The organism is Ruegeria sp. BA12, assembly GCF_056539625.1.
Genome location: NZ_JBQFVF010000009.1, coordinates 75,062 through 99,313, shown reverse-complemented (window position 1 = coordinate 99,313; position 24,252 = coordinate 75,062). Strand labels below are relative to the sequence as shown.

At 58.3% G+C, this 24,252-nt stretch carries 28 protein-coding genes; 11 read left to right on the top strand and 17 right to left on the bottom strand.

Features of this window, described 5'->3' with window-relative positions; translation table 11 throughout:
• Positions 1-15 precede the first annotated feature (15 nt).
• The 3 genes from ACR0B0_RS16295 to ACR0B0_RS16285 are packed head-to-tail and all read right to left on the bottom strand — an operon-like array spanning position 16 to position 1,593.
• On the bottom strand, positions 16-396 hold the full coding sequence (locus ACR0B0_RS16295) for a GFA family protein (protein WP_170362333.1): 381 nt from the start codon (positions 394-396) through the stop codon (positions 16-18).
• A 4-nt stretch (positions 397-400) separates the two neighbouring features.
• The gene (locus ACR0B0_RS16290; protein WP_170553116.1) at positions 401-1,024 is read right to left on the bottom strand and encodes a LysE family translocator; all 624 of its coding nucleotides are present in this window, start codon (positions 1,022-1,024) and stop codon (positions 401-403) included.
• The gene (locus tag ACR0B0_RS16285; protein WP_170351033.1) at positions 1,024-1,593 is read right to left on the bottom strand and encodes a helix-turn-helix domain-containing protein; all 570 of its coding nucleotides are present in this window, start codon (positions 1,591-1,593) and stop codon (positions 1,024-1,026) included. Before ACR0B0_RS16285 ends, ACR0B0_RS16290 begins: the two co-directional genes overlap by 1 nt.
• On the opposite strand from ACR0B0_RS16285, the gene ACR0B0_RS16280 reads away from it, so the two are divergent.
• Both ACR0B0_RS16280 and ACR0B0_RS16275 read left to right on the top strand, forming a co-directional pair.
• Positions 1,582-1,992 carry a DUF1294 domain-containing protein gene (locus ACR0B0_RS16280; RefSeq protein ID WP_254429602.1) on the top strand — a complete coding sequence of 137 codons (411 nt, stop codon included), beginning with the start codon at positions 1,582-1,584 and terminating at the stop codon, positions 1,990-1,992. The two genes, ACR0B0_RS16285 and ACR0B0_RS16280, sit on opposite strands and share 12 nt — an antisense overlap.
• Positions 1,993-2,097: 105 nt before the next feature.
• Positions 2,098-2,493 carry an SHOCT domain-containing protein gene (locus ACR0B0_RS16275; RefSeq protein ID WP_170378302.1) on the top strand — a complete coding sequence of 132 codons (396 nt, stop codon included), beginning with the start codon at positions 2,098-2,100 and terminating at the stop codon, positions 2,491-2,493.
• Positions 2,494-2,546: 53 nt separating this feature from the next.
• On the opposite strand, the gene ACR0B0_RS16270 is transcribed toward ACR0B0_RS16275, so the two are convergent.
• On the bottom strand, positions 2,547-2,999 hold the full coding sequence (locus tag ACR0B0_RS16270) for a GAF domain-containing protein (RefSeq protein ID WP_170362335.1): 453 nt from the start codon (positions 2,997-2,999) through the stop codon (positions 2,547-2,549).
• Between the two features lie 54 nt (positions 3,000-3,053).
• Positions 3,054-4,226 (bottom strand): acetyl-CoA C-acyltransferase, encoded by a 1,173-nt coding sequence (locus tag ACR0B0_RS16265; RefSeq protein WP_480648711.1) that lies wholly within the window; start codon positions 4,224-4,226, stop codon positions 3,054-3,056.
• Between the two features lie 101 nt (positions 4,227-4,327).
• Between ACR0B0_RS16265 and ACR0B0_RS16260 the strand changes: the two genes are divergently transcribed.
• The 3 genes from ACR0B0_RS16260 (at position 4,328) to ACR0B0_RS16250 (ending at position 6,928) form a co-directional block, all read left to right on the top strand.
• Complete coding sequence (locus tag ACR0B0_RS16260; protein ID WP_170362337.1) at positions 4,328-4,666, top strand: STAS domain-containing protein; 339 nt, start codon at positions 4,328-4,330, stop codon at positions 4,664-4,666.
• A gap of 32 nt (positions 4,667-4,698) precedes the next feature.
• Positions 4,699-5,139 carry an ATP-binding protein gene (locus ACR0B0_RS16255; protein WP_254438803.1) on the top strand — a complete coding sequence of 147 codons (441 nt, stop codon included), beginning with the start codon at positions 4,699-4,701 and terminating at the stop codon, positions 5,137-5,139.
• A 211-nt stretch (positions 5,140-5,350) separates the two neighbouring features.
• A complete protein-coding gene (locus ACR0B0_RS16250; RefSeq protein WP_170413857.1) occupies positions 5,351-6,928 on the top strand; it encodes a gamma-glutamyltransferase family protein in 1,578 nt (525 codons plus the stop codon).
• A 25-nt stretch (positions 6,929-6,953) separates the two neighbouring features.
• Here ACR0B0_RS16250 and hspQ read toward each other — a convergent pair whose 3' ends face one another.
• A complete protein-coding gene (gene hspQ / locus ACR0B0_RS16245) occupies positions 6,954-7,280 on the bottom strand; it encodes a heat shock protein HspQ (protein WP_170351040.1) in 327 nt (108 codons plus the stop codon).
• Positions 7,281-7,360: 80 nt separating this feature from the next.
• On the opposite strand from hspQ, the gene ACR0B0_RS16240 reads away from it, so the two are divergent.
• Positions 7,361-8,242, top strand: a complete 882-nt coding sequence (locus ACR0B0_RS16240) for an AEC family transporter (RefSeq protein WP_480648708.1) — start codon at positions 7,361-7,363, stop codon at positions 8,240-8,242.
• A 60-nt stretch (positions 8,243-8,302) separates the two neighbouring features.
• Positions 8,303-8,884: a transglycosylase SLT domain-containing protein gene (locus tag ACR0B0_RS16235; protein ID WP_480648707.1), complete on the top strand. Its 582-nt coding sequence runs from the start codon at positions 8,303-8,305 to the stop codon at positions 8,882-8,884.
• A 12-nt stretch (positions 8,885-8,896) separates the two neighbouring features.
• Here the strand turns inward: ACR0B0_RS16235 and ACR0B0_RS16230 are convergent, their stop codons facing one another.
• The 4 genes from ACR0B0_RS16230 to ACR0B0_RS16215 form a co-directional block, all read right to left on the bottom strand.
• Positions 8,897-9,493 (bottom strand): LolA family protein, encoded by a 597-nt coding sequence (locus ACR0B0_RS16230; protein WP_170362343.1) that lies wholly within the window; start codon positions 9,491-9,493, stop codon positions 8,897-8,899.
• 39 nt (positions 9,494-9,532) lie between these two features.
• Positions 9,533-12,436 (bottom strand): DNA translocase FtsK, encoded by a 2,904-nt coding sequence (locus ACR0B0_RS16225; RefSeq protein WP_480648705.1) that lies wholly within the window; start codon positions 12,434-12,436, stop codon positions 9,533-9,535.
• Positions 12,437-12,450: 14 nt separating this feature from the next.
• Complete coding sequence (locus ACR0B0_RS16220; protein ID WP_480648703.1) at positions 12,451-13,632, bottom strand: aminotransferase class I/II-fold pyridoxal phosphate-dependent enzyme; 1,182 nt, start codon at positions 13,630-13,632, stop codon at positions 12,451-12,453.
• Between the two features lie 109 nt (positions 13,633-13,741).
• Positions 13,742-15,070, bottom strand: coding sequence for an amidase (locus ACR0B0_RS16215; protein ID WP_480648701.1), 1,329 nt, complete (start codon positions 15,068-15,070; stop codon positions 13,742-13,744).
• Positions 15,071-15,124: 54 nt separating this feature from the next.
• On the opposite strand from ACR0B0_RS16215, the gene ACR0B0_RS16210 reads away from it, so the two are divergent.
• Positions 15,125-16,387 (top strand): FAD-dependent monooxygenase, encoded by a 1,263-nt coding sequence (locus tag ACR0B0_RS16210; RefSeq protein ID WP_480648699.1) that lies wholly within the window; start codon positions 15,125-15,127, stop codon positions 16,385-16,387.
• Here the strand turns inward: ACR0B0_RS16210 and ACR0B0_RS16205 are convergent.
• The 4 genes from ACR0B0_RS16205 to ACR0B0_RS16190 form a co-directional block, all read right to left on the bottom strand.
• The gene (locus tag ACR0B0_RS16205; RefSeq protein ID WP_480648698.1) at positions 16,384-16,569 is read right to left on the bottom strand and encodes a Trm112 family protein; all 186 of its coding nucleotides are present in this window, start codon (positions 16,567-16,569) and stop codon (positions 16,384-16,386) included. The two genes, ACR0B0_RS16210 and ACR0B0_RS16205, sit on opposite strands and share 4 nt — an antisense overlap.
• Positions 16,566-17,207: an LON peptidase substrate-binding domain-containing protein gene (locus tag ACR0B0_RS16200; RefSeq protein WP_170362347.1), complete on the bottom strand. Its 642-nt coding sequence runs from the start codon at positions 17,205-17,207 to the stop codon at positions 16,566-16,568. The genes ACR0B0_RS16205 and ACR0B0_RS16200 overlap by 4 nt, the downstream gene beginning before the upstream one ends.
• Positions 17,208-17,234: 27 nt before the next feature.
• Positions 17,235-18,152 carry a thioredoxin gene (gene trxA, locus ACR0B0_RS16195; protein ID WP_170378292.1) on the bottom strand — a complete coding sequence of 306 codons (918 nt, stop codon included), beginning with the start codon at positions 18,150-18,152 and terminating at the stop codon, positions 17,235-17,237.
• A gap of 76 nt (positions 18,153-18,228) precedes the next feature.
• Positions 18,229-19,017: an exodeoxyribonuclease III gene (locus ACR0B0_RS16190; RefSeq protein WP_170378290.1), complete on the bottom strand. Its 789-nt coding sequence runs from the start codon at positions 19,015-19,017 to the stop codon at positions 18,229-18,231.
• A gap of 224 nt (positions 19,018-19,241) precedes the next feature.
• Here ACR0B0_RS16190 and ACR0B0_RS16185 point away from each other — a divergent pair, with 224 nt between their 5' ends.
• Positions 19,242-19,697 (top strand): hypothetical protein, encoded by a 456-nt coding sequence (locus ACR0B0_RS16185; RefSeq protein ID WP_170362350.1) that lies wholly within the window; start codon positions 19,242-19,244, stop codon positions 19,695-19,697.
• Between the two features lie 191 nt (positions 19,698-19,888).
• Here ACR0B0_RS16185 and ACR0B0_RS16180 read toward each other — a convergent pair whose 3' ends face one another.
• On the bottom strand, positions 19,889-20,575 hold the full coding sequence (locus ACR0B0_RS16180; RefSeq protein WP_058283107.1) for a response regulator transcription factor: 687 nt from the start codon (positions 20,573-20,575) through the stop codon (positions 19,889-19,891).
• 161 nt (positions 20,576-20,736) lie between these two features.
• Between ACR0B0_RS16180 and ribA the strand changes: the two genes are divergently transcribed.
• Together ribA and ACR0B0_RS16170 are read left to right on the top strand one after the other, a co-directional pair.
• On the top strand, positions 20,737-21,831 hold the full coding sequence (gene ribA / locus ACR0B0_RS16175; RefSeq protein ID WP_170351052.1) for a GTP cyclohydrolase II: 1,095 nt from the start codon (positions 20,737-20,739) through the stop codon (positions 21,829-21,831).
• Positions 21,828-22,328, top strand: coding sequence for a L,D-transpeptidase family protein (locus tag ACR0B0_RS16170; RefSeq protein ID WP_480648695.1), 501 nt, complete (start codon positions 21,828-21,830; stop codon positions 22,326-22,328). Before ribA ends, ACR0B0_RS16170 begins: the two co-directional genes overlap by 4 nt.
• Here the strand turns inward: ACR0B0_RS16170 and ACR0B0_RS16165 are convergent.
• Positions 22,312-22,971, bottom strand: a complete 660-nt coding sequence (locus ACR0B0_RS16165) for a YggS family pyridoxal phosphate-dependent enzyme (RefSeq protein ID WP_170351054.1) — start codon at positions 22,969-22,971, stop codon at positions 22,312-22,314. The two genes, ACR0B0_RS16170 and ACR0B0_RS16165, sit on opposite strands and share 17 nt — an antisense overlap.
• Before the next feature lie 102 nt (positions 22,972-23,073).
• The gene (locus ACR0B0_RS16160; protein ID WP_170351137.1) at positions 23,074-24,147 is read right to left on the bottom strand and encodes a porin; all 1,074 of its coding nucleotides are present in this window, start codon (positions 24,145-24,147) and stop codon (positions 23,074-23,076) included.
• Positions 24,148-24,252: the final 105 nt, after the last annotated feature.

Here is a 24,252-nt window from a genome sequence, read left to right as displayed (position 1 = left end):
TGGTCTTGATCCTTGTTACTGTGCCCGTTGGGGCAGATCGTCTGTGATGTCATAGTAATCGCCCTTGTCAGCGACAAAGATATGCCGGGCGAGGTGCAGTCCTGTGGGCTCATCCAGTGCGCCCATGGAAATCGAAATCGTGTCTTCGTCATTGTGCTGCCAAAACAGGAACGAACCGCAGGCGTTGCAAAAACCACGCCGAGCAATGTCCGAGGCACGGAACCAGTTCAGCGTATCGCTGGCAGCGAAGCTGAGGTTGTCCTGATGGGTCGAGGTCGAAGACCAATAATGCCCTGATTGCTTGCGGCACTGACCGCAATGGCAGGCCGAGGGCGGCGACAATTCTCCGTCAATCGTGAACGCGACCGCGCCGCACAGGCAGGAACCGGCTTGCATGTCATTACCCCCTTGTTGCGGGCGTGGAGCTGGCCCCCAGCAACACGCCATAGATGATGAAACAGGTCGCCATGACCCGGCGCACCCAGATGTTGAACACCGCCCCCAGTGCCGCCTTGCCCATCAGCGCGCCCAGCAAGGTGAACCCGGTATAGCTGAGCGTGGTGATGACCAGCGCGGTGGGCATGATCACCCCCATCTGCTGCCAGATCGGCACCTCGGGCTGCACAAATTGCGAAAAGGCCGCCAGATATCCCGCCACGCTTTTGGGGTTGATCGTCGCCACGGCCAGCGCGTGCAGATAGACATGACGTGCAGGCCGTTCCGAAGCTGGCGCAGGTTTCGTAGCATTCATCCAGCCACGAATACCCACCCAGATCAGGAAACCCGCGCCCACCAGCTTTGCGATGAAGAACCCGGTTGGAGAGGCCGCGATCAGCGCGGTCACACCCAGCGCTGACAGGATCAGAAACGCGCTGGCCTGCGTCAGGATTGCCAGAACGCCAAGCATCGCCTTTGGAAACGGCAGGCTCATCCCATTCGAAATACAATTGACCGCATTCGGCCCCGGGGTAGTTACGAAGACTACCCAAAACAGCGCGAATATGGTCCAGGCCTCGAAACTCATCAGTACACCGGCGGGGCGATGACCCAGATGGCCACGGCGGGCTCATCATAGGGGTTGGCCCATTGATAGGATTCATGCCTGATGCGGAAACTGTCACCCGGCCCCACCGTGAACTGGTTGGAGCCTATGGTCAGATCCAATCGGCCAGAGATCATGTAACCAACCTCTTGCGTCGGCCGATTGGCTGGTTTCTGCATGCTGGAGCGGGGCTCGAATGTGGAATGTACCATCTCGAAGTCATCAGTCAGATCGGGCGAAAGCAATTCTTCGATCAACCCTTCCTCACCCGAGCCCATCGGACGGCGCGATCCGGCGCGCACCACGTAACCCTGTTCGGCCACCGGCACCGAGGAATGCGCAAACAGCATCGACATCGGCACACCCAGACACTCAGCAATCTGGCGCAGGTCCGAGATCGAGGGATCGGACATGTCGCGCTCAACCTGGCTGAGCCATCCGACCGACCGGTTCAGCCGCGCTGCAATCTCGGTCAAGGTCAACCCGCGCGCCTTGCGCAGGGCGCGGATATCCGCACCAAGTGTCGCGCTGTGGGGGGCTTGGGTATTCACCAGGGGCGTTCCGATTCTTGTGAAAATTTCCTCTCCTTTTTCACGATGGCTGAGAATCATGAAATTTCCAAGAGTTTTTTCATTTCACTTGATCAGTTTGCTTGGTATGCCTTTCGCATGTGGATTGCAGTGATCTATTTATGGGGGATCAACACCCTGACACTATTGGCCTTTGGCTGGGACAAGGCCCGCGCACGACGGCGCAAAAACCGGGTGCCGGAACGCCGCCTATTATGGCTGGCCGCGCTTGGTGGCAGCCCCGGCGCAGTGGTCGGGCGATGGATTTTCAGGCACAAAACCCGCAAACGCGGGTTTTCAGTCTGGCTGTTCGCTATAACTGGAGTTCAAATGACTCTAATATTCTTGGTGATGACCGAAGCCTCGGAAAAACTACTGTAAAAATATTATATTCACCTAAAACAATATCTAACCATATCGCCAACTGTCTGTTACAAATAGGTATCTCTGTGCGCAGAGATTTCTATTTTTTATGCAAAGGGTTGGATGAATATGGAAAACGGGATCGGTTTCTTCGATATAGTCTGGTCAATCTTCTGGTTGTTTCTGATGGTTGCCTGGTTCTGGGTGATGATTTCGGTCGTTGCCGATGTCTTCCGCTCAAAGGACCTGAGCGGCGGAGGCAAAGCGTTGTGGATCGCCTTTGTGATCCTGATCCCCTGGTTGGGCGTGCTGTGCTATCTCATCGTGCGCGGGGATAAGATGCACCAGCACAATGTCGAGACCATGAATCAGATAGAAGAGGCGCAGAAGGATTACATCCGCTCGGTCGCGAGCGTATCCGCCGCGGATGAATTGGAACGGCTAGCCAAGCTCAAGGAGAGCGGCCATCTGACGGAAGAGGAATTCGCCGCGCAAAAGGCCAAGATCCTGGCAAGCTGATAAATCGCGACCCTTTTTGAACATCAATCAGCCGGGACATGTCCCGGCTGAATTCATCTTGCAAAAACGTCGGTCAGAATGGCGCCAAGCGCTGTGGCGTCCTGATCGGTAAATGCGTCCGGCTGATTGCTGTCGATGTCGAACACCGCTATCACCTTTCCCGATGCGTCCCGCACTGGCAGCACCAATTCTGACCGGGTGGACGTCGCACAGGCGATGTGACCCGGAAAGGCTTCGACATCCGGCACAAGCTGCACTTCGCCAGTCCGCGCGGCAGCACCACAGACGCCCCGGTCGAACGGGATGACCAAACAGCCGTGCCCACCCTGATAGGGACCGATCTTTAACAAACCGGGCTGGGTCACGCGGTAAAAGCCAGTCCAGTCGAACCGGTCATCGGCGTGATGCACCTCGCAGGTAATTGTCGCCATTAGGGCAACCTGATCCGTTTCACCTTCGGTCAGGGCGGCGATGGTTTTAGCAAGCGTGTCGTAATCGGCGGTCATGATTGAGCTCTTTGGAAAAGGTTTATCCCGCAGTATGTGGAATAAACCCAAGCGTCAAACGCGTTCGATGGCGATGGCCGTGCCTTCGCCGCCACCGATGCAGATGGCAGCCACGCCGCGTTTGAGGTTCCGCTTTTCCAGTGCGTTGAGCAGAGTGACCATGATCCGAGCGCCCGAGGCGCCGATTGGATGCCCCAAAGCGCAGGCCCCGCCATTTACGTTCACCTTGTCGCGCGACAGGCCCATTTCGTGCATAAAGGCCATGGGTACAACGGCAAAGGCCTCGTTCACCTCCCACAGGTCGACGTCATCTTTGGACCAGCCGATATTCGACAGTAGTTTCTGTGCGGCCGGAACCGGCGCGGTCGTGAACAAACCCGGGGCCTGCGCGTGGCTGGCATGACCAATGATCCGGGCACGCACAGTCAGGCCCTGCGCTTCGGTCGCCTCAGCCGAAGCCAGTAGCAACGCGGCTGCCCCGTCAGAAATCGATGACGAATTGGCTGCCGTGACCGTCCCATCCTTACGAAAGGCAGGTTTCAGCGTCGGGATTTTATCTGGCCGGGCGGATTGCGGCTGTTCATCTTGGGCAAAAGTGACCTCGCCCTTGCGGGTCTTGGAGGTAACAGGTGTGATCTCACCCTCGAAGGCACCACTTTCCTGTGCAGACAGGGCGTTGGAAAGCGACTGCAGCGCGTATTCGTCCTGCGATTCTCGCGTGAATTGATAGGCTTCGGCGCAATCCTCGGCGAAAGTGCCCATCAGGCGGCCTTTGTCATAGGCGTCCTCGAGGCCGTCCAAAAACATGTGATCAACCACCTGACCATGCCCGATGCGCGCACCGCCGCGCATTTTCGGCAACAGGTAAGGGGCGTTGGTCATACTCTCCATGCCACCTGCGATCATCGTATCAGCGTGACCCAGAGCAATCTGGTCAAAGGCGATCATGGCAGCCTTCATTCCCGACCCGCACATCTTGTTCAGGGTTGTTGCGGGCACCTCTTCACCCAATCCCGCCGCAAATCCGGCCTGTCGTGCCGGGGCCTGGCCCTGGCCGGCGGGCAGAACACAGCCCATCAGCACTTCGTCGACCGTATCAGCGCCTGCGCCGTGCAGCGCAGCACGAATGGCGCTCCCGCCCAATTCAGCAGCGGCAATACCGTCGAACATACCCTGAAACCCGCCGATGGGCGTCCGCGCCGCCCCCGCGATAACAACCTGTTTCATCGCGATGATCCTCCTCTTTCAGCTTTGATGGATACCGAATGGTAAGAATTGTCGTCTAGCGTATTTCTACTAGCGAGTTTCATATTAGAGGACCGTCGCGCATGGCCTTGACCAGCACAACGACCGACGCAACCCAAATTATCAAAGTGCATTCCGACCGGATTGATGCGGCCATGGCCATCCAGTTCAAGGAAGATATGCGCAATCAGGCCGAAGGCGGGGCCACGCGCGTAGTGCTGGACCTGACCAGTGTCGAGTTCATAGATTCAAGTGGCTTGGGTGCCATAGTCGCCTCGATGAAACAGCTTGGAAATGAGCGCAGGCTGGACCTGGCTGGGCTGCACCCTTTTGTTGAAAAGGTATTCCGCCTGACCCGTATGGACACGGTGTTCAAACTATATCCAACCCTTGATGATGCCCTGTCGACCTCCGCGGATTGACCTAATTGACTATCTGAATAGGCGCGATGCCCATGTACAACGGCAAGTGTTTAGATCTGAGCTTCGCAGCAACTGAGACTGAGGCCAGCGCCGGGATCGCGCAACTCAGCCGGGGATTGGCGGCGCATGGGCTTCCGGCGCACAAGGCGGGTGATGTGAAAATCGCGCTGGCCGAAGCAATCAATAATGTGGTCGAACATGCCTATGCCGACATAACTCCGGCCAAGGTGAAGGTTCGGTGCCGCCTGCATCAGAACTGGCTTGAGATTCTGATCTCGGACACCGGCAACCCGTTACCCGGATTTCGGGTACCTGACGGCATCCCGGCATCACTGGGATCGACGGTCGAAGACCTGCCCGAAGGTGGGTTCGGTTGGTTTCTAATCCATGAACTGACCAGCGATATCCGCTATGAACGAAGCAATGGTTGTAACCGTTTGTCGCTGCGCTTTGACTTTCCAGAGCCCGCCTGACGGCAAGAAAACGTCACAATAAGGCCCAGATCGAACCATTGTAACGCCGCAAACAAAGGGCAAAAGAGTAATTGTAGCTCAGATAGCTTCCCTCGGCGCCACGTGTCACAGCCCCCACCCAGTGAACGGCGCCGAGGAACTTCCCTTTGATTTGACTGGACAACCCCTGACTGCGCGATACCTTCGGCGCGTTCAATCGGGGAAAAATGTCATGCGGGATTTTCACTCACCGGGCCGATCCGAAGTTCTGGCAGCCGAAGGGATGTGCGCCACGTCGCATCCCTTGGCCGCAAAGGTCGCTGTGGACATTCTTACCCGGGGTGGCAACGCAATGGATGCCGCCATCGCCGGGGCGGTGCTGCTGGGTATTTGTGAACCTCAGATGACCGGGCTGGGCGGCGATTGTTTCGTGCTGTACAACCGGGCGGGTGAGGATCAGATACGCGCCCTGAATGGTTCGGGCCGCGCGCCTGCAGCAGCTAGCGCAGAAAAACTGCGGTCACAAGGGCTGACAAAAGTGCCTTTGAACACAGCAGACGCTGTAACCGTTCCCGGCGCCGTCGATGCGTTCTGTCATCTGGCGCAAACCGAGGGCAAGCTGGGGCTTGAGGCCATTCTGCAACCCGCCATTCACTATGCCGAAGCTGGGGTGCCGGTTGCCCCAAGGGTGGCGTTTGATTGGGAAACGGGGGCAGCCATTCTACAGGGGGCCGCGCGGACGCAATACCTGATCAATGACAGTGCTCCTAAGACTGGGCAGGTGTTTCGCTCTCGAGGGCAAGCCGAAGTCTTGCGCCAGATTGCTCGCACCGGGCGGGATGCGTTTTACTCCGGCGACATCGCCGAGGACATGGTCGCTGCACTCACCCAACTGGGCGGCGTTCACACGATTGAGGATTTTCTGGCCACCGCATGCACTGAAACACAGCCTGTCAGCGGTGACTACAATGGGTTGGAGTTGGTTGAACATCCACCAAATGGCCAGGGCGCCACGGCCATTCTTTTGCTGAATATCCTCAAGAACTTCGACCTTGCCAGCATGGACCCGTTCGGGGCGCAGCGTCTGCATATCGAGGCAGAAGCCTCGAAACTCGCCTATGACGCGCGCAACCGCTTTATCGCCGATCCCGATCATACAACACACGCGGATCGGTTCACGGATCAGGATGTGGCCGACAAGTTGGCCGCGCTGATCGACCCGAAACGCGCCATGCCCGCCGCCGCCCCGCTGACCGAGGCGATTCACAAGGACACCGTCTATATCACCGTTGTGGATCGGGACAGAATGGCGGTTTCGCTGATCTATTCCATCTTTCACAGCTTCGGTTCGGGGATCGCATCCGAAAAATACGGCATTCTGCTACAAAACCGAGGCGCAGGCTTTACCCTGCAATCGGGTCATCCGAATGAACTGGGCGGCGGCAAACGCCCCATGCACACAATCATTCCGGGGATGTTGACGCAAAATGGTCGTGTGCTGATGCCGTTCGGCGTGATGGGTGGCGCCTATCAACCCACCGGCCACGCCCGGTTTGTGTCAAATTTGACGGACCACGGGTTGGGCCTTCAGGTCAGCATCGAGGCACCGCGCGCCTTTGCCGACAATGGCGTATTAAAGCTGGAACGCGGAATTTCGCCCAGCACCGCCCAACAATTGCGTGATTTGGGACACACTGTAGAGATTCCAGAAACGCCATTGGGTGGCGCACAAGCTATTCGAATCTGTGAGGATGGCGTTTTGCAAGGCGCAAGCGATCCGCGAAAAGACGGGTGCGCCCTTGGATACTGACGGGCCGACGCCCGGCCAAGCACCTTCAGTTCAGATGGAAATGGAGCGGATAGGCGCCGTTTTCGAACGGGCCGAACATATCGGGGATATCGGGGTGTTCGACCGGTTCGCCCGACTGGTCAGCGATCAGATTTTGTTCAGAAACATAAGCCACATAGAAGGATTGGTCGTTTTCCGCCAACAAGTGGTAAAACGGCTGATCTTTGACCGGGCGGCTGTCTTCGGGGATGGCCTGATACCATTCTTCCGTGTTCGCAAACTCGGGGTCCACGTCAAAAATCACCCCGCGGAAGGGATGTTTTTTATGACGGACGATCTGTCCCAGGCCGTACTTGGCGTGTGTCTTCAGCATAGTTTATGCCCCCATTGAACTTACTACCTCTTTCCGGGCCGAAATGCCAATCATTGATCCGTAAATAAGGGAAACAGTCTGTGAACCTCTTGCTGACAGTATTCGAAATCGTGGCCCCGGTGTTTATTCTGGCGGGCATCGGTTTTGCTTGGGTCAAGCTGGGATTCGAGTATCGCCTGCAATTCGTCACACGCTTTGCCATGACCCTTGCTGTGCCCAGCCTGATCTTTGTGGCGCTGATGCAAACCGACATTCCGGGCGGCGATCTTTCCCGTTTTACCGTTGCGACAATCGTTGCCAATCTGGTGATGGCAGCGGTCTTCTGGCTGATCGTCCGGGGGCTGAAACTTGAACAGCGTACCTATCTTTCGCCGCTGATATTCGGAAATACCGGCAATTTGGGTCTTCCTTTGTGCATTTTCGCCTTTGGCCAGGCCGGGTTGGGCTATGCGGTCATTTTCCTATCAGTTACAGCATTGTTTTCGTTTACGTACGGCATCTACCTTGTGGCCGGAAAAGGCGCGTTCGGCAAAGTCGTGCGCGAACCGATGGTCTGGGCCACCCTATTGGGGGCACTGTTTTTGTGGCGCGGATGGCAGACGCCCCCGTTTCTGACTAACACTTTGGAATTGTTGGGCCAGATGGCAGTGCCCCTGATGCTGATAACGCTGGGCGTGGCGGTTGCGCGGTTGACAACGCACCGGCTGAGTCAGGCGGTCTGGCTGTCATTTCTTAAACTGGCTGTCTGTTTCGCCCTGGGCTGGTCTGTTGCGCTGATCTTCAAACTCGAAGCCGTGGCCTTTGGCGTTCTGGTGCTGCAGATGTGTACTCCGGTGGCAGTAACCTCTTACTTGCTGGCCGAGCGGTTCGATGCCGATTCCGACGCGGTTGCCGGGATGGTCATGGTCTCAACAGCGTTGTCCGTGGGCGCATTACCTATAATTCTCGCGATTATTCTGTAACGATTGTGATTCCCTAAACGCTCAATCTGCGCTAGAATAAAGAAAAAAGGCACGAGGCACATGAGCAGAATTCTTATCGTACTCTTCGGGGTGCTGCTTTTGGCATCCTGTGGTGGTGGGTCCAAGCAACCACCCAGCAAATTGAATGACGCGTGCAGCATTGCGCGCGAACGGCCCGATTATATGAAGGCCTTCAAAAGCACCGAGCGCAAATGGGGCGTCCCGATTCATGTCCAAATGGCGACGATCTATCAGGAAAGCCGCTATAAGCATGACGCACGCACGCCGCATAATTACGTTCTGGGTGTGATTCCGATGGGCCGGCAGAGCAGCGCATATGGCTTCAGCCAAGCGTTGGATGGCACCTGGGATGAATACCAGCGCGAGACCGGCAAGCGCCGGGCCAAGCGTGACCGTATCCGCGATGCGTCTGACTTTATCGGCTGGTATATGAACAAAAGTTATCAGCGGAACGGCATTCACCCCAGCGACACCCGCAACCAGTATCTAGCCTATCACGAAGGCCACACCGGCTATGCCCGGGGCAGCCACTATAGCAAGACCTGGTTGCTGAATGTCGCCAATGATGTGGATGCGCGCGCCAAACTTTACCAAGCGCAACTGTCCGGTTGCCGCTATTGACCAGAACGCGGGTCAGCGATTGCCTGACCCGCTTCTTTTCGCTTTGGTAAACAGATCTCGGCTCAGGTTGCTGTCTGTATCCAGTTGACCCAACAGCACAGTTGTTTTCGTGCCCGCATTGTCATGGATCACCCATTTGCGCAGCTCAACCGGGTTGTCGGTGAACATCAGCTCGATCCGTCCGCTATCGGGGTTTTTCGGGTCTTGGGCGGTGACAACTGTGGCGGTGCCGTCGAAGTCATGAGCCACAACCATATTTGCCTGCCCCAAGTTCACGTTACGCGCCAGCACCAGTGACAGCGGTGTCCGATTCAGCGGGTATTGCTCGGGCGGCTGGTTCGACTTGGGGTCAAAAATTTGCACCGTGCCCGTATTGGCCAGAACAACGGCACTGTTGGGCGGATCATATTCGAACCGCATCTTGCCCGGCCGCTGCATCCACAGCTTGCCGGTACTCAACGAGCCGTCATCATTGACCTGAGTGAATGTCGTCTCAACGGTATTCAGACCGTTCAGATAATTGGATATCTGCGACAATGGCAGTTTGTCAGCCGCCCAGGCGGCAGGTGCGGCCAGGGTCAGAGCAAGGGCAAAAGCAATCTGTTTCATAAAACCCAGATAAGCGCTTTGCCCGTGTTATTAAATATCCTACTGCTCGGGGACGAGGATTTCCCGCTTACCGACGTGATTTGCAGAAGAAACAACGCCTTCGTCCTCCATCTGCTCAACCAACCGCGCGGCCTTGTTGTAGCCAATGGCAAGTTTCCGCTGGATGTATGAGGTCGAACATTTGCGATCCTTGATCACAATCGCCACGGCCTGATCATAGAGAGCATCTTCGCCGTTCGTATTGCCGCCCGTGTTCAGACCCAGAACGGCATCGATATTGTCAGCCTTCTCATCTGCCGGTCCATCGACAACGCCGCTCATGTAATCCGGCGGGCCGAACTGTTTCAGGTGATTGACGATTTCTTCGACCTCTTCGTCCGAGACAAATGGCCCGTGGCAGCGGGTGATCTTGGCCCCACCGGCCATATACAGCATATCGCCCTGCCCCAGCAGTTGTTCAGCACCCATTTCGCCCAGAATGGTGCGGCTGTCGACTTTCGAGGTCACCTGGAACGAAATCCGGGTCGGGAAGTTCGCCTTGATCGTACCGGTGATCACATCGACCGAGGGACGCTGCGTAGCCATGATCAAGTGAATGCCCGAGGCCCGCGCCATTTGCGCCAGACGCTGAATGCAAGCTTCGATCTCTTTGCCCGCTACCATCATCAGGTCGGCCATCTCGTCGACGATGACAACGATATAGGGCATCGACTCGGGGGCGAATTCTTCGGTCTCGAACATCGGTTCGCCGGTTTCGTCATCGAACCCGGTCTGCACCGTGCGGCTGAACAACTCGCCCTTGGCCAACGCGTCCTTCACACGGCCGTTGTAGCCCGCGATATTACGCACGCCCATCTTGGACATCTTGCGATAGCGGTCCTCCATCTCGCCCACGACCCATTTCAGGGCCACAACCGCCTTTTTCGGGTCGGTTACAACGGGCGACAGCAGATGCGGGATGCCGTCATAAACTGACAGTTCCAACATCTTCGGATCGATCATGATCAGGCGGCATTCGTCCGGTGACAACTTGTACAACAGCGACAGGATCATCGTGTTGATCGCTACCGACTTACCGGACCCGGTGGTCCCCGCGATCAGCAAGTGAGGCATCTTGGCCAGGTTCGCCACAACGGACTCGCCACCGATATCCTTGCCCAACGCCAGAGGCAGCGCATGGTTACCGTCACCAAAATCTCGGCTGGCCAGAATTTCGCGCAGAACCACCATCTCACGGTTTTCATTCGGCAGTTCGATCCCGATCACCGAGCGGCCCGGCAGAGTCGAAACCCGGGCCGACAACGCCGACATCGAACGGGCAATGTCGTCGGCCAGACCGATCACACGGCTGGCTTTCAGGCCCGGCGCCGGTTCCAGTTCGTACATGGTGACAACCGGGCCGGGGCGGACGCTGGTGATCTCACCCTTGACGCCATAGTCATCCAGCACGTTTTCAAGCATCCGCGCGTTTTCTTCCAACGCCTCGTCGCTAAGATGATGGCGCTGAATGCTGGCGGGATTGGACAACAGGCTTAGCGGCGGCAATTCAAAATCGGAATGCCGTTCCTCGAAGGACAAGGTCGGCTGTGCCTCGGCCTGAGCGCGGCGCGAGGGCGGCGGGGTCCGGCGCACGGGCTGTGCCACCACCGGTTTGCGCGGCTCGGCCACCGGGATTTTCATCGCAGGGCGCTGCTGCGACGCGGGTTCAGACTGTGGCGCATCCTCGAACACGGCTTCGTCTTCGAAATCCGGCTCGGACGCAAAATCCTGATGCAGCGGTTCTTGCTGCCATTCGGGCGCAGGTTCCGCTGTCAGCATCGGTTCCGGCGGCAGTCCAGCCGAGGTCATCGGCGGTTCGGGCGGTAGCTCGTCGCCACCTCTGGGGTTCAGGATCAGCGGATCGGGCCCCCGGCCCCGCCCCTTGGTCAGCGGCAGGTTCGGATCAGGCTCGGGGGTCATTTCGCCGATCGCGACCTTGCGGTTGCGCACAGCGGCAGAGATCTTGGATCGGATACGATCCTCACCCGGCATTTCGTCAAAGCCAGCAACGGGTTCAGGATCGACCAGCTCGGGCTCGATCATCGGATCGGGACGGCGGATCAGGCTGGGCATCCGCGCCAACAAGCCCGGCTTTGCGGGCTCGGGTTCTTCATAGTCCGGCTCTTCGAACACCGGATCGGCATAGGCCAGATCATCGTCAAACACGGCTTCCGCCGCTTCCGTACGGGCGGCCTTGCGTTCCTCCCACTGCGTGCGACGGTCGCGAGCGACCTGCGCGGTGGCAGTGGCCCCACGGCCCAGCAGGTTCATCAGCATGTCATAGGACATGACCAAGCCCAGCAAGAAGGCGCGGAAGCCCTTGCGCACATCCGCTTTGGTGAAACCCAGCACAAAAACACCCAGCGCCAACATCCCGGCAGCCATGGCCAGTGACATCAGCTTGACCATGAAATGCGAGGAAATCGGCAGCAGCGTCAGAAGCGCGCCCATTACGGTATCGCCGAACAGACCACCCAGACCAAAGCTGTGGGTCGCACGCCACGCCTCCCCCGGCACCAGCGTCGCGGCATAGACCGAGACTATGGCAATCCAGATCGGCGCAAAGATCAGGCGGCCAACTGCGCGCTCCTCGCCGAAATGCCCAGCAAAGCGCACGCCCCAGCCTATCAGCACCAGCGCGATACTCCAGCTGCCCCAACCTACGATCATGAACAACGGTGCGGCGATTGAGGCACCAATCCGCCCCATCCAGTTTTGCACCGGCGCGTCTGTTGAAACCATCCAATTCGGATCATCCGGCGTGTAGGACCAGATCATCGCAGCGGCGGCCAGGCCCAGCAGGATCAGGGCGATCCCGATCAGCTCTTTGCTGCGCCGCTCAATCGCGGCCTGAGTCGTGCTGTCCAGCAATGGATCGCGGTTGCGCGCGTTATAAGATGCCATTTTGCCCTCGTACCTCACGAATAGATGCAGTCGCGGAGCATGATCAGTCCGCGCTTCATCTCTGTTTTTGGGGCCACCATGGCGACCCGGATAAATTGTTCGCCCGGGTTTTGCCCCGGATCGCCTTGAGAAAGATATGCGCCCGGCAGCACCCGTACCCCGGTCTGCTGCCAAAGCTTCAATGCGGTTTCTTCACCGTTTTCGACCGGTAGCCACAGGAAAAACCCCGCCTCTGGCGGCATATAACCCTGAACATTGGCAAGTACCTCATCGGCAATCGCGTATTTTTCCTGATACAGCGCGCGGTTCTCAGCGACATGCGCCTCATCCGCCCAAACCCGTGCCGCTGCGGCCTGCAAGGGGGCTGGTAAGGGCGCGCCCGCGTAACTGCGCAACTGCTTGACCCGTTTGATCGTCTCAGGCCCGCCCGCAATCAGGCCGGACCGCAGCCCTGCCAGATTGGACCGTTTTGACAGCGAGTTGAACAGGGTGACCCGTTCGGGATCGGCCCCCATTTCCTGCGCTACGGTCAAGGCCCCGGCTGGGGCATCATTGCGATAAATCTCGGAATAACACTCATCCGCGAAGATGCGGAAATCGTATTTCTCGGCCAATTGGATCAGCTCGGCCCAATAATCGCGCGAGGCAACGGCCCCCTGCGGGTTGGCGGGTGAGCAGATATAGGCCACAGCGGTGCGGTTCAGCACGTCCTCGGGCAATCCAGCGTAATCGGGCAGATGACCCGTTGCGGCGGTTGCGGGCACAAAGACCGGCTCGGCCGCAACCGAGATCGAGGCGACCATATAAACCTGATAAAACGGGTTCGGGCACAGGACGACCGGTCTTTGGCCGTTCTTCTGTTCCGGGCACAGCGCCATGGCGGCGTTATACAACCCCTCACGCGTGCCGTTCAGCGCCATCACGTTGGTTTCGGGGTCCATCGCCACGCCATAGCGGCGCTTGATCCAGTCGGTGATCGCGCCACGCAGCTCGGGCGAGCCTTCGTTTGGCGGATAGCCCTGAAACCCAGCAGCGTTTTCCATGATCACATCCGTCACCCAAGCCGGGAAGTCATGCATCGGGGCGCCGATGGTCATGTGAATCACGTCTCCGCCCGGCTGATGGTGGTCCAACAGGGTGCGTAAACGCGGAAATGCGTATTCCGGTAGGTTCGAAAACCGCTCGGGGAAATTCATAACTGCTGCCTCAATATCGGGATCATTTTCGCCCCGTTTTTTTAGCAGATTACAGGCCGCACCCCGCTTCGTCCAGACAAAGAGGTGCCGAATCAGGGGATTGTGGCATTCAGGCCAATGCTGCTTCGGCTGCTGATCCAAGTCGCAAAAGCACTTCTTCCGAGCCCGGATAACCTAACATCATCAGCCCACAACCGGGGGTGCCGGTGGGCAGGGTCAGGGCTGCAAGCCCCATCAGGTTGCCAATCCGCGTATTGCGCAGCGCCAGCAGGTTTTCAGTGACGTAATAGTCGTGATCCGTCATCAACCGCTCCAGATTCGGTGGCAGAATCGGGGCTGTCGGGGCCAGAACGGCGTCAAAGCCAGTGGTTGCCGCGTCCCAAGCGGCACGGCAGGCTTTCAGTTTGGACCATGCGGCGACGTAATCGGGGCCAGAGTTATTTTTGCCTGCACGGAACCGTTCCAGAATCTCGGGATACATGGCATCAGGGTTGGCCTCGATCACGTCACGCCACAAGCCATATGCTTCGGTGGTGTAGAGAATGCCCGAAAGCCCCATCGCCTCATCCAGTTCGGGCACTTCCAATGGCACGATTTCCGCGCCAGCATCGCGCAACCGGTCAACAGCGTCGTCAAAAGCTTTGCGGGGCGCATCGCGTAGGTCGTCCTTGGCGACGTTCTGCAGATCAGCAAAGCGCCGACCTTTCAGGCTGGCCCCCCGCAGGTCCGCCGGTGTGCCTCCTTCCAACAGCGCCAGCATATGCGCGGCATCCTCAACCGACCGGGTCAGCGGACCGGCGGTGTCGAATCGCAGGCACAAGGGCACTACACCTTCCAGGCTGATCCGTCCGGCGGTGGTTTTAAGCCCCACCAAGTTGTTCCAGGCCGCGGGGATGCGGACCGATCCGCCGGTGTCCGAGCCGATCCCGCCAGCCGCCAATCCCCAGGCCACCGATGCCCCGGCACCAGACGAGGATCCACCCGGCACCGCCTCTACATCATCGACGCAGGGCGGCGTGCCAGTAATTGGGTTCAGGCCAAGGCCGGAAAAAGCCAGCTCGCTCATATGGGTTTTGCCCAGACAGACCGCCCCCAATGCGGTGGCGTTGCGCACCACGACCGCGTCAGTTTCCGGCACCCGACCTTTCAGCAAGGCCGACCCGGACTCGGTTCCAATACTGGCAGTGTCGAACAGGTCTTTCCAACTGATCGGCACCCCATCCAAAAGCGACAGACGCTGCCCATGCTTGGCGCGGGCTTGCGCCGCTGCCGCCTCAGACCGGGCGCGATCATGGGTGACACGGGCATAGATTCGGTCGCTGTGGGGATGTTCGTCGATGGCCGACAGGTATGTTTCGGTCAATTCCACCGGGTCAATCCGCCCCATACCGATGCCCCGACCCAGATCACACGCCGTCATGGTCAGCCAATCCTGCATCACCGCCCCCTTGAAAAAATTGCGCTTTGACGGACGGTAGCGACAGGACCGCACATGGACAATCCCGAATGGGCGCGCATATTGCGGAGCATGGAACAAACCTCGGATATCCTGATCGTGGGCGGCGGCCTGAACGGCCCGGCATTGGCTTTGGCACTGGCGCAGACCGGCCATTCGGTCACCGTGATTGACGCGCTGGCGGAAAAAGTGCGCAAGAACGCAGCCTTTGATGGGCGTGCCTATGCGCTGGCGCTAGCCTCGCAAAGGTTGTTGGATGCGATCGGGGTCTGGGATCGCGTGGCCGAACACGCCCAGCCGATGTTGGAAATCAAGGTCACCGATGGGCATGCGGGCGTTGGGCCATCCCCGTTCTTCATGCATTTCGACCATGCCGAGATCGAAGAAGGTCCGATGGGCTATATGGTCGAAGACCGTCACCTGCGCCGCGCCTTTGTGAACGCCATGGCCGAGGAAAAAGGCATCAAAGAAATCAGCGGCAGAACCGTTGTCGCGCAGGATTGCGATGCGACCGGCGTGACGCTGACCTTGGACGACGGAACCACACTGACAGGTTTAATGCTGGTCGGTTGCGACGGTCGCCGCAGCGGGACCGCCACGCGGGCGGGCATCAAGCGTACTGGCTGGGATTACGGCCAGACCGCACTGGTCTGCGCCATCGAACATGACCTGCCCCACCACGGCGTTGCCCACCAGTTCTTCATGCCACCCGGCCCGCTAGCCATTCTGCCCCTGACCGGCAATCGCAGTTCGATCGTCTGGAGCGAACGGACCGAGACGGCCCAGCACATCAACACCCTGCCCGAAGACGAGTACCTGCAGGTCCTGCGCCCCCGGTTCGGAGATTTTCTGGGCGATATCCGCCTGCAGGGCGACCGGTTCACCTATCCGCTGAACCTGACCATCGCCAATTCCTTCATTGGCGACCGAATGGCCCTGGTCGGAGACGCCGCCCACGGCATGCACCCCATCGCGGGGCAAGGCCTGAACGCGGGTCTGCGCGATGTCGGGGCTCTGGCCGAGGTGCTAACACTGGCCGGACGGCGCGGCGAGGATATCGGATCTGTCCTGGTGCTGGAACGCTATCAGGAATGGCGGCGGTTCGACACGGCGGCGCTGGCTATGGCGACAGACGTGTTCAACAAGCTGTTTTCCAACGACAACCCACTGCTGCGGATCGGACGCGACATTGGAATGGGAATTGTGGGATCGCTGCCCGGCCTGCGCCGTGGCTTCGTGCGTGAGGCCGCCGGGCTGACCGGAGACCTGCCAAAACTGCTGCAGGGTCGCTCGATTTAGTCTAGTTCTCGCGCCTCATCGACCAACATCACCGGAATCCCATTTCGGATCGGAAAGGCCAGATTGGCCGCCTTGGACACCAGTTCCTGCTTGTCGGCATTATAATGCAAAGTCGTGTGCGTCTGCGGACAAATCAGAGCCTCAAGCATATGCCGGTCGAAAGGGTGTTGGGGCTCGGTCATTGCAGTTTTTCCTCATTCGTGCCGCCGCGCATGGCGAATTCTATCAGTGTCGTTAGTGTCTCGCGCCGGGTGCGCAGACAGGGGGCCTCAAGCAGCGCTTGTTTTTCCTCGGGATCGAAATCCAGCAGCATCGACAGTGAATTCACCAGCAACTCATCATCTGCATCTTTCAACGTATCCCAATCGGTCGAAAGCTGGCGCGAGGCGAAAAACCGTTCCAACAAGCCCAAAAATGCGCTGCGGTCGAAACTATCGTCCATCTCGGCCCGGCCCAAATCCCGATCAAACCCACCCCACGACACGGCACAGCGCCGGTAAGGCGTAAAGGCGTCCAACTCGGATTGGACGCGGAACCGTGAAATCCCGGTCAGGGTAATCAGGTAACGGCCATCTTCGGTTTCCGAAAATTGCGTCACACGCCCAGCACAGCCGATCTGGTGCAGCTTATCTTCGTTGCTGTGACATGGGTTCGGCTGCACCATGCCGATCAGCCGCTCCTGCGTTTTCAGTGCGTCGTCCAGCATCTGCAGATAGCGCGGCTCGAAAATATGCAGCGGCAGGCGCGAGCGGGGCAACAACAGCGCCCCCGGCAATGGAAAAACGGATACCGTTTCCGGCAGATCAGCGGGATGCATCATGTATCCGAGTGTAGCTCTGATCCCGAATTAGGCAAATATCATCGAGCTGAGCTTGCGCCGCCCGTTCAGAACGATCGGATCATTGGGTTTTAGCGCGTCGAAGATGGTGAACAGCTGCGCCTTGGCGGCACCGTCATTCCATTCGCGATCACGGCGGAACAGGTCCAGCAACTGCGCCACGGCCTCCTCCACATTGCCATTGGCGTGCAGTGCCTGCGCCAGATCGAACCGGGCCTGAAGGTTGTCGGGATCAGCCTCGACCGCAGCGGTCAGTTCGGCCACCGGACCGGCATCAGCGGCCTGCTTGGCCAGTTCCAGCTGCGCATGCGCCGCCTCCACCTCGGCCGAGGTAGAAATCTCGGCAGGTGCGCCGTTCAGAATGGCTTCGGCCTGTTCCAAATCGCCTGACGCGATATGTGCGCGAACCAGCCCGCCGTAAGCCCCGGCATGGTTCGGATCTTCGCCCAAAATCGCAGCAAAGGTTTGGGCCGCATCAACAGCGGCGCCATCGGCCAGCATATCTTCGGCAGCTTCGACTGCGTCATCCAGCTGCCCACCGGGGCTTTCGCCGCCCGCGGCTTCGATCACACGATCAACAAAAGCCTTGATTTCCGAACCCGGCTGAGCGCCTTGAAACCCGTCGATGGGCTGACCTTTGAAAAAGGCATAAACGGTCGGGATCGACTGAATGCGCATTTGCGACGCGATCATCTGCGCCTCATCCACGTTGATCTTGACCATCTTCACCGCACCCTTGGCAGCGGTTACAGCTTCTTCCAGGGCGGGCCCCAGCGTCTTGCATGGCCCGCACCAAGGCGCCCAGAAATCAACGATGACAGGCGTTTCCTGAGAGGCCTCGACCACGTCGACCATAAAGGTCGCCTCGGACCCGTCCTTGATCAGATCGGTGGCCTCGGGGCTGGCTGCGGCGTTCAGAAGATCCATGGTTTTCACTCTCCGGTTCGAACTTGCGCCCTATATGCAACCGCTGGCAGCGGAAACCAAGGGCAGAGTTGCGTAATTACAGGTCAAAACTGGCAAAAACGGGTGCGTGGTCGCTGGGTTTTTCCCATCCGCGCGCGTCGCGCAGGACGCGGCTGGAGTGGCCCGCGTTCGAGATATCGGGCGTGGCCCAGACGTGATCCAGCCGCCGCCCCTTGTCAGCGGCGTCCCAATCGCGCGCGCGATAGGACCACCAACTGTACAATTGCCCCTCGGGAATATCCTGGCGGGTGATATCAACCCAACCGCCTGCATCCTGGGTTTCAGCCAGCGCTTCGACCTCGATCGGTGTGTGCGAAACAACCTTGAGCAGTTGTTTGTGCGACCAGACGTCATCCTCGCGCGGGGCGATGTTCAGATCCCCCACCAGAATGGATTTTTCCGGCTTTTCCGTATGGAACCAATCGCGCATGTCGCTGAGGTAGTCGAGCTTTTGCCCGAACTTCTCATTCTTTTCACGATCCGGCACGTCGCCACCAGCCGGGACATAGAAATTGTGGATGGTAACCCCGTTTTCCAACCGTCCGGCAATGTGTCGCGCGTGACCGAGACCCGCGAAATCCTTGTCGCCGACCTCTTCCATTGGTAGCCGAGACAGGATGGCGACGCCGTTATACCCCTTTTGCCCACGTGCGATCATGTGGGTGTAGCCCAGCTCGGCAAACCCCTCGGTCGGGATCTTTTCAACCGGCGACTTGCACTCCTGCAGACACAGAACATCCGGCGCTTCCTCCTGCAGCAATTTCAGCACGATAGGCTCGCGCAGGCGGACCGAGTTGATGTTCCAGGTGGCAAGGGTAAAGGGCATGGGGGATTCCTCTGTCGCAATTGGCGCAGGTTAGCGTGGCGTTTCCGCCGGTGCCACGAGAAAAAATTGTCCTGAGCCAGTTTTTGGTTTTGAGGGCAAACGGGCTCAATCCACCACACCGTTCGCAACATAAAGCGCAGGTTAAATCCTGTTTATGTTTCGTCGCCAGCATGGAAATCAGAACAGCGGTTCCCAACATTTAAGACTAGAAAACGGAGGAAACCATGACCAGATTCAAGACACTTGGCGCCGCCGCGCTGGCCAGCACCCTTGCCTTTGCAACCCATGCAGTTGCGGAAAACACACCTGATTTGCGCGGCGTCTGGAGCGGCACCCACACCGTTGCGGCCCTGCCCAACGAACACAGCGACGGAGCCCCGCGTTTTAATCAATCTGAGTGGGTTCTTGAGATCAAACAACAGCAGGACAATGCGTTCTGGGGAACCAGCAAATGGAGCCGGATTGGCTCGGACCGGTGGAACGAAGGTCAGGTTACCGGGACAATCAGCCGCGATGGCACTGGTTCAATCGCCATGGTTGAAACCCGGGTCGGAGAAGACCGCCAGGTCAACGGGTTGATCGATGCCACATTTGAAGATGGCAAGATTTATGCTGATTTTCGCAGCCTGCGCAGCGGCATAACCTACGGTACCGTTCTGGAAAACGACGGCACCAGCTAAACTGCGTTTGAGTGAGCAAATCTGGCCATCGGATTTGTATCTTCGACCCAGCTTGTTTCAAAAAAAGGCCGGGCCATCAGGCCCGGCAGTCCAACAGGGAGGTGCATGTCATTACCCGGACATGCGCGGGTTGGGAGTAATCTAATTTCGTATCCAGAGTATCACTTTGATCCACGTCAATCCACAACGAGTTATGAGACCAAGCGATATCCACCCGATTCTGTGACCAAAAGGCGCGCATTTGACGGATCGGGCTCGATTTTCTGGCGCAGACGATAGATATGCGTCTCTAACGTGTGGGTGGTGACACCGGCGTTATAACCCCAGACCTCATGCAGCAGAACGTCGCGGGCAACCACGCCATCGGTCGAACGGTACAGGAACTTGAGAATATTGGTTTCTTTTTCGGTCAGCCGGATTTTGCGATCTTCTTCGGTGATCAGCATCTTCATCGCAGGCTTGAACGTGTACGGCCCCAGAACAAACACCGCATCCTCGGATTGCTCATGCTGGCGCAGCTGGGCACGGATACGGGCCAGCAGCACGGGAAACTTGAACGGTTTCGAGACATAGTCGTTGGCACCTGCATCCAGGCCCAGGATGGTATCTGCGTCGCTGTCATGGCCGGTCAGCATCAGAATCGGGCTTTTTACACCTTGCTTGCGCATCAGGCGGCACAGCTCGCGCCCATCGGTATCCGGCAGACCAACGTCCAGAATGACCAGATCGTAAATCGCTTCACGCGCCCGTTCCATCGCGGACTGACCGTCATGGGCTTCGAACACGTCGAAATCCTCGGTCATCACAAGTTGCTCGCTAAGCGCCTCGCGCAGGTCTTCGTCATCATCCACCAGCAGAATTTTCTTGAGCTGAGCCATGTGCGGTCCTCCTAAGCCTTTTCCACCACTTGCGCGCGGAAGATGCAATCAACAAGGTTTGCTGCAATTGTCTCACGCCCTCGTGTCCAAGGTAGAGGAAATGTTTCACATTTCTGCCGTATCAGGCTACAGGAAAGCTTGAACGTTACAGGGTAACATAAATGAGTCTGATCCCGGATATTTCAGAATTGCTGGCGCGGGCCCGCGCCGATCTGCGCATGGGGGTTCCCGTCGCATTGACCGACGACAGCGGGTTCAGCGTGCTGGCCATCGCGGCTGAGACCCTGAGCGCGCAACGGCTCGCGGATCTGCGCGGGCTTGGTGGCGACCCGGTGGTTGCTGTCACTGTGCGGCGGGCGGAAACGCTGAAGGCCCGGTCTTATGATGGCGATCTGGCGCGTGTGATTATCCCTGCCGATGCCGATATGACCTGGGTGCAGGCGGTGGCCGATCCGTCAGACGACCTGAACGCTCCGATGAAGGGCCCCCTGATGACCGAACGTCAGGGCAACGCCAACCTGCACCGCATCGCAATCGCCCTCACCAAATCGGCGCGATTGCTACCCGCAGCCGTTGTGATGCCCATTGAGGATGGGCGCGGCTTTGCTGCGGCACATGGCCTGACATGCATTGACCACACCCGCGCTGCGCCACATCTGGCCGATCGCAGTGAGCTTCATGCTGTGGTTGCCGCCCGCCTGCCGATGGAAGTATCCGAGGCCGGTCGTTTGCACGTTTTTCGCCCCGAAGACGGTGGCGAGGAACATTACGCAGTCGAGATCGGCCGCCCTGATCGGGATAAACCGGTTTTGGCCCGTTTGCATTCGGCCTGTTTTACCGGAGACCTTATGGGCAGTCTGAAATGCGACTGCGGTCCGCAATTGCGTGGTGCGCTGGCGCAGATGGGCTCGGAAGGGGCCGGGGTGCTGCTGTATTTGAACCAGGAAGGGCGCGGGATTGGCCTTGCCAACAAGATGCGCGCCTATTTCCTGCAGGATCAGGGGTTCGACACGGTCGAAGCTAATCATCGTTTGGGTTTCGAGGATGATGAGCGGGATTTCAGGCTGGGTTCGGACATTCTCAAATCTCTGGGGTTCAACTCGGTCCGGTTGCTGACCAACAACCCGGCAAAGATCGCGATGATGGAGAAGACCGGTATCGCCGTGACCGAGCGCGTGCCGCTGAAGGTTGGCGAAACCGCCCATAACCGCGGATATCTTGCGACCAAAGCGGCCAAGTCCGGGCATCTGCTGTGACGCCGAATGATCTGGTCCTGACACCGCGCGGAGTACGATTTGCCGGGCGTGTTTTTCCCTGCACAATCGGCAAAGGTGGGTTGAGCCACGCAAAACGCGAAGGGGATGGCGCCACGCCCACGGGTGTACATCACATCGTGGGGATGCTGTACCGGCCAGATCGCATGGCCAAACCGGCCTCTTGGGCGATTCCCATCGGTCCGCGCGATCTTTGGTCGGATGACGGGCGGGACGACCAGTACAATAATATGGTCAGCGCGCCCTATGACTTTAGCCATGAAAAGCTGCGCCGCGCAGATCCGCTGTATGATCTGGTGTTGATCACCGATTGGAACTGGCCCAATGCGATACCGGGCTACGGATCGGCGATCTTTGTTCACCAATGGCGCCGCCCGGGATTCCCGACCGAGGGTTGCGTAGCCTTCCGCCGGGACCACCTGCATTGGATCGCGCGCCAGATTTCGCCTGGCACGCGTGTAATTATTCCTGCGGCCTGACCCGTTCACCAAAAATGGCCGAGCCCACGCGCACATGGGTTGCCCCCAGCGCAATGGCTTGTTCGAAATCACCGCTCATACCCATCGATAGACCAGTCAGCCCGTTGCGCTCGGCTATTTTCGCCAGCAGTGCGAAATGCAGTGAGGGTTCCTCATCGACGGGTGGGATACACATCAGTCCCTGGATCGGCAGGTCCAGCCCCCGGCATTCTGCAATGAACGTATCCGCCTCGGCAGGCAGGATACCGGCCTTTTGATCCTCTTCCCCGGTATTGACCTGAATGAACAGATCCGGGCAGGTGCCGACCTCTTGTGCCAGCCGCGCCAGCGTTTTGGCCAGCTTGGGCCGGTCCACCGAGTGGATAGAGTTGACCAGCTCAATCGCTTGACGGGCCTTGTTGGTTTGAAGCGGGCCAATCAGATGCAGATCAATGTCGGCGAACTGCTCCATGAAACCCGGCCATTTACCTACGGCCTCTTGAACCCGATTTTCACCAAAACACCGATGGCCCTGCTCCAGAACAGCCTGCACACGTTCGTTCGGCTGCACTTTTGATACGGCGATCAGTTTGACAGAACCGGCAGGTCGCCCGGCGGCAGTTTCGGCTTTGGAAATACGGGCAGTGATATCTTGCAGCGACATAAGCTTCCTCAATCTGCTTTCAGCGCAGGAAAACACCATGTCGGCAAAAAAGAAAAGGGCAGGTCCGAAGACCTGCCCTTAAACTTTGCGGTTCAACCCAACTTAGAAGTTGAAGATTGCACCAAAGTCAGCCTGGATGGAGTCTTCGCAAACCGAACAATCGTTGCGGCCGATACCACCGACCAACGACGCGCCGCCGCCCAGGTCATAGCTTGCGCCGATAGCAATCTGCTGAAGGTCAGCGTCCGCGCTACCGTCACCGTAGGTGAACAGCAGGGTGGTTGCTGCGCCCAGGTTGTAGGCACCCGACACACCCCAAGCGGTGCCGTCGGTTTCATAGAAGCGAGTACCGATCAGAGCAGGAGCGGTATTGTCTTCGTCAGCCACGAACAGGGTACCCGAGAAGTCACCGAATTCAGCACCCAGGGTGAAAACCAGCAGTTCTGGATCCGAAACACCCGAAACACCAGCGTCAGTTTGACCATAAGCAATAGCTGCGGTGATGTTGTTGAAGGTGTAGGTCGCGCTCACGTCCCAACGGTCGGCGTCGATGGTGCCGCCCAGGCCGTCGTTCAGGAAGATGGTGCGCTGGTCATACGATGCGCCGAAAGCGAAGTCGCCAACTGCGTACTGGAAGAACACTGCGTTCGCGCCCGAACCGGTCGAGGTGTACGACAGGAAGCTGTAGTCAACACCCGAATACTGACCTGCGAACAGTTCCAGACCAACTTCGTTACCGTAGTAGTTTGCCAAGTTGTCGAACGAACCGGCAACGTTGCCGGCGTCAACACGCAGACCACCGTAGATAACCGAGAAGCGCGCGCCGTTCAGGCCAGCGGAGTTGGCTTCGCCGGTCGACGAGTTTTCGTCGGCTTGCAGACGAACACGGCCTTCAAAGCGAACGCCACCGTCGGTTTCAGTGAAACCGTCGATGTTCAGACGGAAGCGCGATACCAGGATCGCGTCGTCGGAATCAGCAAAGGTCGGGATGACACCTGCTGTAGTTCCGCCGTTCACGGTGGTCAGAGTGGCAGCAGTTACGCCGGTCGCATTGGCGCGATCTTCAACGTAGCCAATACCGAAACGGCCATAACCGCTCAAGTTTACACCGGAATCAGCCGCTGCAACACCTGCGGTTGCAATCAGAGCTGTCGATGCGAAGAGAACTTTTTTCATCTTGTTTCCCTCGGTTTCAAAAGTTTTTCTACTCGACACATGCCTCAGCACATGTCTCAGCACGGGAACCGTTTCGCTCTTTTTGCCCCCAACACGCAAGCTTGG

What these genes read in the sequence shown, in the direction of transcription:
- ACR0B0_RS16260 (WP_170362337.1), top strand. Translation starts at nt 4,328, where the DNA reads ATGGCCTTGACCAGCACAACGACCGACGCAACCCAAATTATCAAAGTG.
- ACR0B0_RS16295 (WP_170362333.1), bottom strand. Translation starts at nt 396, where the DNA reads ATGCAAGCCGGTTCCTGCCTGTGCGGCGCGGTCGCGTTCACGATTGAC.
- ACR0B0_RS16290 (WP_170553116.1), bottom strand. Translation starts at nt 1,024, where the DNA reads ATGAGTTTCGAGGCCTGGACCATATTCGCGCTGTTTTGGGTAGTCTTC.
- ACR0B0_RS16255 (WP_254438803.1), top strand. Translation starts at nt 4,699, where the DNA reads ATGTACAACGGCAAGTGTTTAGATCTGAGCTTCGCAGCAACTGAGACT.
- hspQ (WP_170351040.1), bottom strand. Translation starts at nt 7,280, where the DNA reads ATGCTGAAGACACACGCCAAGTACGGCCTGGGACAGATCGTCCGTCAT.
- ACR0B0_RS16180 (WP_058283107.1), bottom strand. Translation starts at nt 20,575, where the DNA reads ATGGCTCAGCTCAAGAAAATTCTGCTGGTGGATGATGACGAAGACCTG.
- ACR0B0_RS16275 (WP_170378302.1), top strand. Translation starts at nt 2,098, where the DNA reads ATGAATATGGAAAACGGGATCGGTTTCTTCGATATAGTCTGGTCAATC.
- trxA (WP_170378292.1), bottom strand. Translation starts at nt 18,152, where the DNA reads ATGGATCTTCTGAACGCCGCAGCCAGCCCCGAGGCCACCGATCTGATC.
- ACR0B0_RS16235 (WP_480648707.1), top strand. Translation starts at nt 8,303, where the DNA reads ATGAGCAGAATTCTTATCGTACTCTTCGGGGTGCTGCTTTTGGCATCC.
- ACR0B0_RS16160 (WP_170351137.1), bottom strand. Translation starts at nt 24,147, where the DNA reads ATGAAAAAAGTTCTCTTCGCATCGACAGCTCTGATTGCAACCGCAGGT.
- ribA (WP_170351052.1), top strand. Translation starts at nt 20,737, where the DNA reads ATGAGTCTGATCCCGGATATTTCAGAATTGCTGGCGCGGGCCCGCGCC.
- ACR0B0_RS16270 (WP_170362335.1), bottom strand. Translation starts at nt 2,999, where the DNA reads ATGACCGCCGATTACGACACGCTTGCTAAAACCATCGCCGCCCTGACC.
- ACR0B0_RS16250 (WP_170413857.1), top strand. Translation starts at nt 5,351, where the DNA reads ATGCGGGATTTTCACTCACCGGGCCGATCCGAAGTTCTGGCAGCCGAA.
- ACR0B0_RS16220 (WP_480648703.1), bottom strand. Translation starts at nt 13,632, where the DNA reads ATGAATTTCCCCGAGCGGTTTTCGAACCTACCGGAATACGCATTTCCG.
- ACR0B0_RS16230 (WP_170362343.1), bottom strand. Translation starts at nt 9,493, where the DNA reads ATGAAACAGATTGCTTTTGCCCTTGCTCTGACCCTGGCCGCACCTGCC.
- ACR0B0_RS16225 (WP_480648705.1), bottom strand. Translation starts at nt 12,436, where the DNA reads ATGGCATCTTATAACGCGCGCAACCGCGATCCATTGCTGGACAGCACG.
- ACR0B0_RS16190 (WP_170378290.1), bottom strand. Translation starts at nt 19,017, where the DNA reads ATGCCCTTTACCCTTGCCACCTGGAACATCAACTCGGTCCGCCTGCGC.
- ACR0B0_RS16205 (WP_480648698.1), bottom strand. Translation starts at nt 16,569, where the DNA reads ATGACCGAGCCCCAACACCCTTTCGACCGGCATATGCTTGAGGCTCTG.
- ACR0B0_RS16210 (WP_480648699.1), top strand. Translation starts at nt 15,125, where the DNA reads ATGGACAATCCCGAATGGGCGCGCATATTGCGGAGCATGGAACAAACC.
- ACR0B0_RS16265 (WP_480648711.1), bottom strand. Translation starts at nt 4,226, where the DNA reads ATGAAACAGGTTGTTATCGCGGGGGCGGCGCGGACGCCCATCGGCGGG.
- ACR0B0_RS16185 (WP_170362350.1), top strand. Translation starts at nt 19,242, where the DNA reads ATGACCAGATTCAAGACACTTGGCGCCGCCGCGCTGGCCAGCACCCTT.
- ACR0B0_RS16165 (WP_170351054.1), bottom strand. Translation starts at nt 22,971, where the DNA reads ATGTCGCTGCAAGATATCACTGCCCGTATTTCCAAAGCCGAAACTGCC.
- ACR0B0_RS16215 (WP_480648701.1), bottom strand. Translation starts at nt 15,070, where the DNA reads ATGCAGGATTGGCTGACCATGACGGCGTGTGATCTGGGTCGGGGCATC.
- ACR0B0_RS16200 (WP_170362347.1), bottom strand. Translation starts at nt 17,207, where the DNA reads ATGATGCATCCCGCTGATCTGCCGGAAACGGTATCCGTTTTTCCATTG.